The organism is Streptomyces sp. E11-3, assembly GCF_046540415.1.
Lineage (GTDB): Bacteria > Actinomycetota > Actinomycetes > Streptomycetales > Streptomycetaceae > Streptomyces.
The window spans coordinates 3,031,751-3,037,837 of sequence record NZ_JAZGRL010000001.1; the positions used below are offsets into that span (position 1 = coordinate 3,031,751).

The 6,087-nt window shown below is 66.4% G+C and carries 6 protein-coding genes and 1 pseudogene; 2 read left to right on the forward strand and 5 right to left on the reverse strand.

What is annotated here, in order from left to right; genetic code table 11:
- Together U9R90_RS13750 and U9R90_RS13755 are read left to right on the forward strand one after the other, a co-directional pair.
- Positions 1-421, forward strand: a pseudogene (locus U9R90_RS13750) (hypothetical protein); the annotation flags it as partial.
- Between the two features lie 49 nt (positions 422-470).
- Positions 471-1,064, forward strand: coding sequence for a Uma2 family endonuclease (locus U9R90_RS13755; RefSeq protein ID WP_411056724.1), 594 nt, complete (start codon positions 471-473; stop codon positions 1,062-1,064).
- Between the two features lie 112 nt (positions 1,065-1,176).
- On the opposite strand, the gene tuf is transcribed toward U9R90_RS13755, so the two are convergent.
- The 5 genes from tuf to U9R90_RS13780 all read right to left on the reverse strand — a co-directional run.
- On the reverse strand, positions 1,177-2,370 hold the full coding sequence (gene tuf / locus U9R90_RS13760) for an elongation factor Tu (protein WP_411056725.1): 1,194 nt from the start codon (positions 2,368-2,370) through the stop codon (positions 1,177-1,179).
- Between the two features lie 152 nt (positions 2,371-2,522).
- Positions 2,523-4,649, reverse strand: coding sequence for an elongation factor G (gene fusA, locus U9R90_RS13765; RefSeq protein ID WP_411056726.1), 2,127 nt, complete (start codon positions 4,647-4,649; stop codon positions 2,523-2,525).
- Between the two features lie 38 nt (positions 4,650-4,687).
- The gene (gene rpsG, locus U9R90_RS13770; RefSeq protein ID WP_116511074.1) at positions 4,688-5,158 is read right to left on the reverse strand and encodes a 30S ribosomal protein S7; all 471 of its coding nucleotides are present in this window, start codon (positions 5,156-5,158) and stop codon (positions 4,688-4,690) included.
- A 2-nt stretch (positions 5,159-5,160) separates the two neighbouring features.
- Complete coding sequence (rpsL, locus tag U9R90_RS13775; RefSeq protein ID WP_156726499.1) at positions 5,161-5,532, reverse strand: 30S ribosomal protein S12; 372 nt, start codon at positions 5,530-5,532, stop codon at positions 5,161-5,163.
- Positions 5,533-5,807: 275 nt separating this feature from the next.
- Positions 5,808-6,087 (reverse strand): DUF4190 domain-containing protein (locus U9R90_RS13780; protein WP_411056727.1); only part of this gene is annotated, 280 nt, incomplete at its 5' end.

Sequence of the window (6,087 nt, forward strand, 5' to 3'; positions counted from 1 at the left end):
ACCGCGTACGCCGGCGTCGACACCACCACCCCCGCTCCCCGAGCCCGAGACCCCCGACCCGGACCGGCTGCACGCCGGCGCCGAACTCCTCGCCGACCTGCACCGCCACGAACCGCGGTTACTCCTCGCCGAGCGGGACGTACACCGCCTCACCCCCGCCGCCGCGGCCTGGCTGGAACGCGGGGCCTCGCCCGACGCCGTACGCCGGACCCTCACCGCGCGCCTCCCGGAACCTCTGGGGCACCCGGCCGGGCTGCTCGCCCACCGCCTCACCGCGCTGCTGCCACCACCCCTGCCCACCGGCCCGCGAGGCCCTGACCCACTCCAGACCTGCGAGGAGTGCGACCGCGCCTTCTGCGCCCCTGAGCCCGGCCACTGCCTCGACTGTCGAACCGACTCCTACTCCCTGGAGGCCGCCTAGCATGAACGTGACGACCCTTGCCCCTGGGCACAGACGAGGAGCGCACGCCATGACCATTACCCCGGACGAAACACGGAAGGTCAGCCCTCAGTACCGGGCGATGCGCGACACCGTCGAACAGATGCGGGACAGACTGCCCGGCAAATTCGAGATCACCAAAGAAGGGATCGTCCACGACATGATGGCCCCGGGGCGTCCGCATGAATACACCGCCGGACTGGTCAGCCGCCGCCTGGAGAAGAACATGCCGGACGCGATCTGGGCGTTCATGGGTACCCCCGACGTGGAGGACGAACCCGAGGGCATCAAGCGCCATCCCGACGTCATGGTGATCGCTCGGGAAGACATGGAAGGCGAGGGCTCCTTCCACCCCAGTACCCTCATCGCCGCGATCGAGATCGTCTCCCGCTCCAACCCCGACAACGACTGGGTAAGCAAGATGCGGGACTACCCCCTCCTCGGAATCCCCATCTACGCGATCTTCGACCCGCGCACCGGCACCGGAGCAGTCCTGTCCGAGATCCACCCGACGCCGCAGGGCCCGCGCTACGCCACCCGTAAGGACTTTGTCTACGGCGAGGACGTCACCATCGGCGAGTGGACCATCTCGACCGACGGCCTGCCCCGCTACGGGCAGTCGTAGAAGCGCGGCACGAAGAACCCGGAACGGCCGAAGCCCCCGCACACCAGGCAGGTGTACAGGGGCTTCGGTTCAAGCAGCAGCTCGCAGAGCGGCTACCAGGTCAGAGCGTCGATCAGGCGACGATCTTGGTGACCTGGCCGGCGCCGACGGTCCGGCCACCCTCACGGATGGCGAACTTCAGGCCCTCCTCCATGGCGACGGGCTGGATGAGCTTGACGTTCATCTCAGTGTTGTCGCCCGGCATGACCATCTCGGTGCCCTCGGGGAGCTCCACCACGCCGGTCACGTCCGTGGTACGGAAGTAGAACTGCGGGCGGTAGTTGTTGAAGAACGGGGTGTGGCGGCCACCCTCGTCCTTCGACAGGATGTAGGCCTGGGCCTCGAACTCGGTGTGCGGCGTGACCGAACCGGGCTTGATGATGACCTGGCCGCGCTCGACGTCCTCGCGCTTGATGCCACGGAGGAGCAGACCGACGTTCTCACCGGCCTGGCCCTCGTCGAGCAGCTTGCGGAACATCTCGATGCCGGTGACCGTGGTGGTGGTCTTCTCGGTCTTGATGCCGATGATGTCGACGGTCTCGTTGACCTTGAGGACACCACGCTCGATACGACCGGTGACGACGGTGCCACGACCGGTGATCGTGAAGACGTCCTCGATCGGCATCAGGAACGGCTTGTCGACGTCACGCTCGGGCTGCGGGATGGACTCGTCGACGGCCTTCATCAGGTCGAGGACGGTCTGGCCCCACTCCTTGTCACCCTCGAGCGCCTTGAGCGCCGAGACCTTGACGACCGGCAGGTCGTCGCCCGGGAACTCGTACTCGGAGAGGAGCTCACGGACCTCGAGCTCGACGAGCTCCAGGATCTCCTCGTCGTCCACCATGTCGGCCTTGTTCAGGGCGACGACGATGTACGGAACGCCGACCTGGCGGGCCAGGAGCACGTGCTCCTTGGTCTGCGGCATCGGGCCGTCGGTGGCGGCGACCACGAGGATGGCGCCGTCCATCTGCGCGGCACCGGTGATCATGTTCTTGATGTAGTCCGCGTGACCGGGGCAGTCGACGTGGGCGTAGTGACGCGCCTCGGTCTGGTACTCGACGTGCGCGATGGAGATCGTGATACCGCGCTGGCGCTCCTCAGGAGCCTTGTCGATCTGGTCAAAGGCCGAGGCCTCGTTCAGGTCGGGGTACGCGTCGTGCAGCACCTTGGTAATGGCGGCCGTGAGGGTCGTCTTACCGTGGTCGATGTGACCGATGGTGCCGATGTTGACGTGCGGCTTAGTCCGCTCGAACTTCGCCTTCGCCACTGGGTCCTCCTGTGGAGTGGTTCTGGTACGCCTTACTCATCGGCGCCAGGTGATCTTTGCTGGGATGCCGGGGCCCCGGGGCGTTCCGTCCTGAAGTAGGCGGAACGCCCCTGAGGCACCGGTGACAAGCCTAAAGCGTGAACTCGGGTGAGTTACTCGCCCTTGGCCTTCGCGATGATCTCCTCGGCGACGTTCCGGGGAACCTCGGCGTAGGAGTCGAACTGCATCGAGTAGCTTGCGCGACCCGAAGTCTTGCTGCGGAGGTCTCCGACGTAGCCGAACATCTCCGAAAGCGGCACGAGGCCCTTCACGACGCGGGCGCCGCTGCGCTCCTCCATGGCCTGGATCTGGCCACGGCGGGAGTTGATGTCGCCGATGACGTCACCCATGTAGTCCTCGGGCGTGGTGACCTCGACGGCCATCATCGGCTCGAGCAGCACGGGGCTCGCCTTGCGCGCGGCCTCCTTGAACGCCTGCGAACCGGCGATCTTGAAGGCGAGCTCGGAGGAGTCGACCTCGTGGTAGGCACCGTCGATCAGGGTGACGCGGACGCCCACCATCTCGTAACCGGCCAGGATGCCGAACTGCATGGCCTCCTGCGCACCGGCGTCCACCGAGGGGATGTACTCCCGCGGGATACGGCCACCGGTGACCTTGTTCACGAACTCGTAGGACGCGTCGCCGCCCTCGATCGGCTCGATCGCGATCTGCACCTTGGCGAACTGACCGGTACCACCGGTCTGCTTCTTGTGGGTGAAGTCCACGCGCTCGACGGTCTTGCGGATCGTCTCGCGGTACGCGACCTGCGGCTTGCCGACGTTGGCCTCGACCTTGAACTCGCGGCGCATACGGTCGACGAGGACGTCGAGGTGAAGCTCGCCCATACCACCGATGATGGTCTGGCCGGTCTCCTCGTCCGAGTGGACCTGGAAGGAGGGGTCCTCCTCCGCGAGACGCTGGATGGCGACACCCAGCTTCTCCTGGTCACCCTTGGACTTGGGCTCGATCGCGACCTGGATGACCGGAGCCGGGAAGTCCATGGACTCCAGGATCACGGGCTTCTTGTCGTCGCACAGCGTCTCACCGGTGGTGGTCTGCTTCAGGCCCATCACGGCGACGATGTCGCCGGCGCCCACCGAGTCGATCTCCTCACGCTTGTTCGCGTGCATGCGGTAGATCTTGCCGATGCGCTCCTTCTTGCCCTTGACGGAGTTCAGCACCGCGGTGCCGGCCTCCAGGCGTCCGGAGTAGACCCGGATGAAGGTGAGCTTGCCCAGGTGCGGGTCGCTCGCGATCTTGAAGGCCAGGGCGGACAGCGGCTCGTCGTCGTTCGGCTTGCGCTCGATGACCAGCTCGGGGTCCTTGACGTCGTGGCCCTCGACGGACTCGACGTCCAGGGGCGACGGCAGGTAACGCACGACCGCGTCGAGCAGGGGCTGCACGCCCTTGTTCTTGAACGCGGTGCCGCAGAACACGGGGGTGACGGTGGTGCCGCCGCCCTTGCCGGAGGCGATGGTGATACGGCGGATCGCCGCGTACAGCTGCTCCACGGAAGGCTCCTGGCCCTCCAGGTACAGCTCCATGACCTCTTCGTCGTTCTCCGCGACGGCCTCGAGCAGCTTGCCGCGCCACTCGTCGGCGGCCTCGGTGTGCGTGGCCGGGATGTCGACGATGTCGTACGCCTCGCCCTTGGCGGCCTCGGCCGACCAGACGAACGCCTTCATCGTGACCAGGTCGACGACACCCTTGAAGTCCATCTCAGCGCCGATCGGCAGCTGCATGACCAGCGGGGTCGCGCCCAGGCGGTCGACGATCATGTCCACGCAGCGGTGGAACTCGGCGCCGGTACGGTCCAGCTTGTTGACGAAGCAGATACGCGGCACGCCGTAGCGGTCCGCCTGACGCCAGACGGTCTCGGACTGCGGCTCGACACCGGCAACACCGTCGAACACCGTCACGGCACCGTCGAGGACGCGCAGCGAGCGCTCCACCTCGACGGTGAAGTCGACGTGACCCGGGGTGTCGATGATGTTGATGGTGTGATCGACGTCCTCGAGCGGCCAGTGGCAGGTCGTCGCGGCGGACGTGATCGTGATGCCGCGCTCCTGCTCCTGCTCCATCCAGTCCATCGTGGCGGCGCCGTCGTGGACCTCACCGATCTTGTACGAAACACCGGTGTAGAACAGGATCCGCTCGGTGGTCGTCGTCTTGCCCGCGTCGATGTGGGCCATGATCCCAATGTTGCGGACCTTGGCCAGGTCAAGCGAAGTGGTGGCCATAAGGCTCAGTCTTCTCTCGGTCTCGATGTGGGTAGTGACTACCAGCGGTAGTGCGCGAAGGCCTTGTTGGACTCGGCCATCTTGTGCGTGTCCTCACGCTTCTTGACGGCAGCACCGAGGCCGTTCGAGGCGTCGAGCAGCTCGTTCATCAGGCGCTCGGTCATCGTCTTCTCACGACGGGCGCGGGAGTAACCCACGAGCCAGCGCAGCGCGAGCGTGTTGGCGCGACCGGGCTTGACCTCGATCGGCACCTGGTAGGTGGCGCCACCGACACGGCGGGACTTGACCTCGAGGGTCGGCTTGATGTTCTCGAGCGCGCGCTTGAGCGTGATGACCGGGTCGTTGCCGGACTTCTCGCGCAGGCCCTCCATGGCGCCGTACACGATGCGCTCGGCGGTGGAGCGCTTGCCGTTCAGCAGCACCTTGTTGATGAGCGAGGTCACCAGAGGAGAACCGTAGACCGGGTCGATGATGACCGGGCGCTTCGGGGCGGGGCCCTTACGAGGCATTCTTACTTCTCCTTCTTGGCGCCGTAGCGGCTGCGGGCCTGCTTGCGGTTCTTGACACTCTGGGTGTCGAGCGCACCGCGGATGATCTTGTAGCGAACACCCGGCAGGTCCTTCACACGACCGCCACGCACGAGCACGATGGAGTGCTCCTGCAGGTTGTGCCCCTCACCCGGGATGTACGCCGTGACCTCGATACCCGAGGTCAGACGCACACGCGCGACCTTACGGAGGGCCGAGTTCGGCTTCTTCGGGGTGGTGGTGAACACACGCGTGCAGACGCCACGGCGCTGGGGCGAAGCCTCCAGGGCCGGGGTCTTCGTCTTCTCGACCTTGTCCTGCCGGCCCTTCCGGACCAGCTGCTGGATCGTAGGCACTACTTCTCCGGTTTCTGTGTGCCGTATAAAGCTAACCTGGAACATCTCCGACCCACGCGGTCGGGTGTGTCGAATACCGCGGACTCCCGCTGACTAAGGCGGGAAGGGCGCAGATTGCGGTGTGACTCAGCCGAGGCTCGCCACGCGGACTTAGGCACGCACGGGAGCCTGGGCACACCCCAGGCACAAGGTCTGAGCGTACCTACCCTATGGGCTCTGGTCAAAAGAGAAGGACTCGCCCAGAGCGGAAACGCCGCAGACAGGCCCTGGGCACGTCAGCCGCCCATCGCCGCACCCATCACACCGAACGCGATGATCATGAGCCAGAAGACGATGGCCGCGTAGCCGAGGACCAGTCCGGTCACCGCGGAGCCGTCCCCGCGCTCGCCGGTACGCGCGATCGCGGCGCGGGCGGTGTGCCCCAGGATCACCGCGGGGACGGCGGTCATCCCCATGGTCACCGGGGTGAGCAGCCCGCAGACCAGAGCGCCGGTGGCCCAGCCGTTGGTGGTCTGCGGGGGCGGCGGGGCCGGCCAGAACGTCTGCGGCACCGGG

Bases quoted from the DNA above. Each gene is read 5' to 3' on its own strand.
- U9R90_RS13755 (WP_411056724.1), top strand. From the start codon at position 471: ATGACCATTACCCCGGACGAAACACGGAAGGTCAGCCCTCAGTACCGG.
- fusA (WP_411056726.1), bottom strand. From the start codon at position 4,649: ATGGCCACCACTTCGCTTGACCTGGCCAAGGTCCGCAACATTGGGATC.
- rpsG (WP_116511074.1), bottom strand. From the start codon at position 5,158: ATGCCTCGTAAGGGCCCCGCCCCGAAGCGCCCGGTCATCATCGACCCG.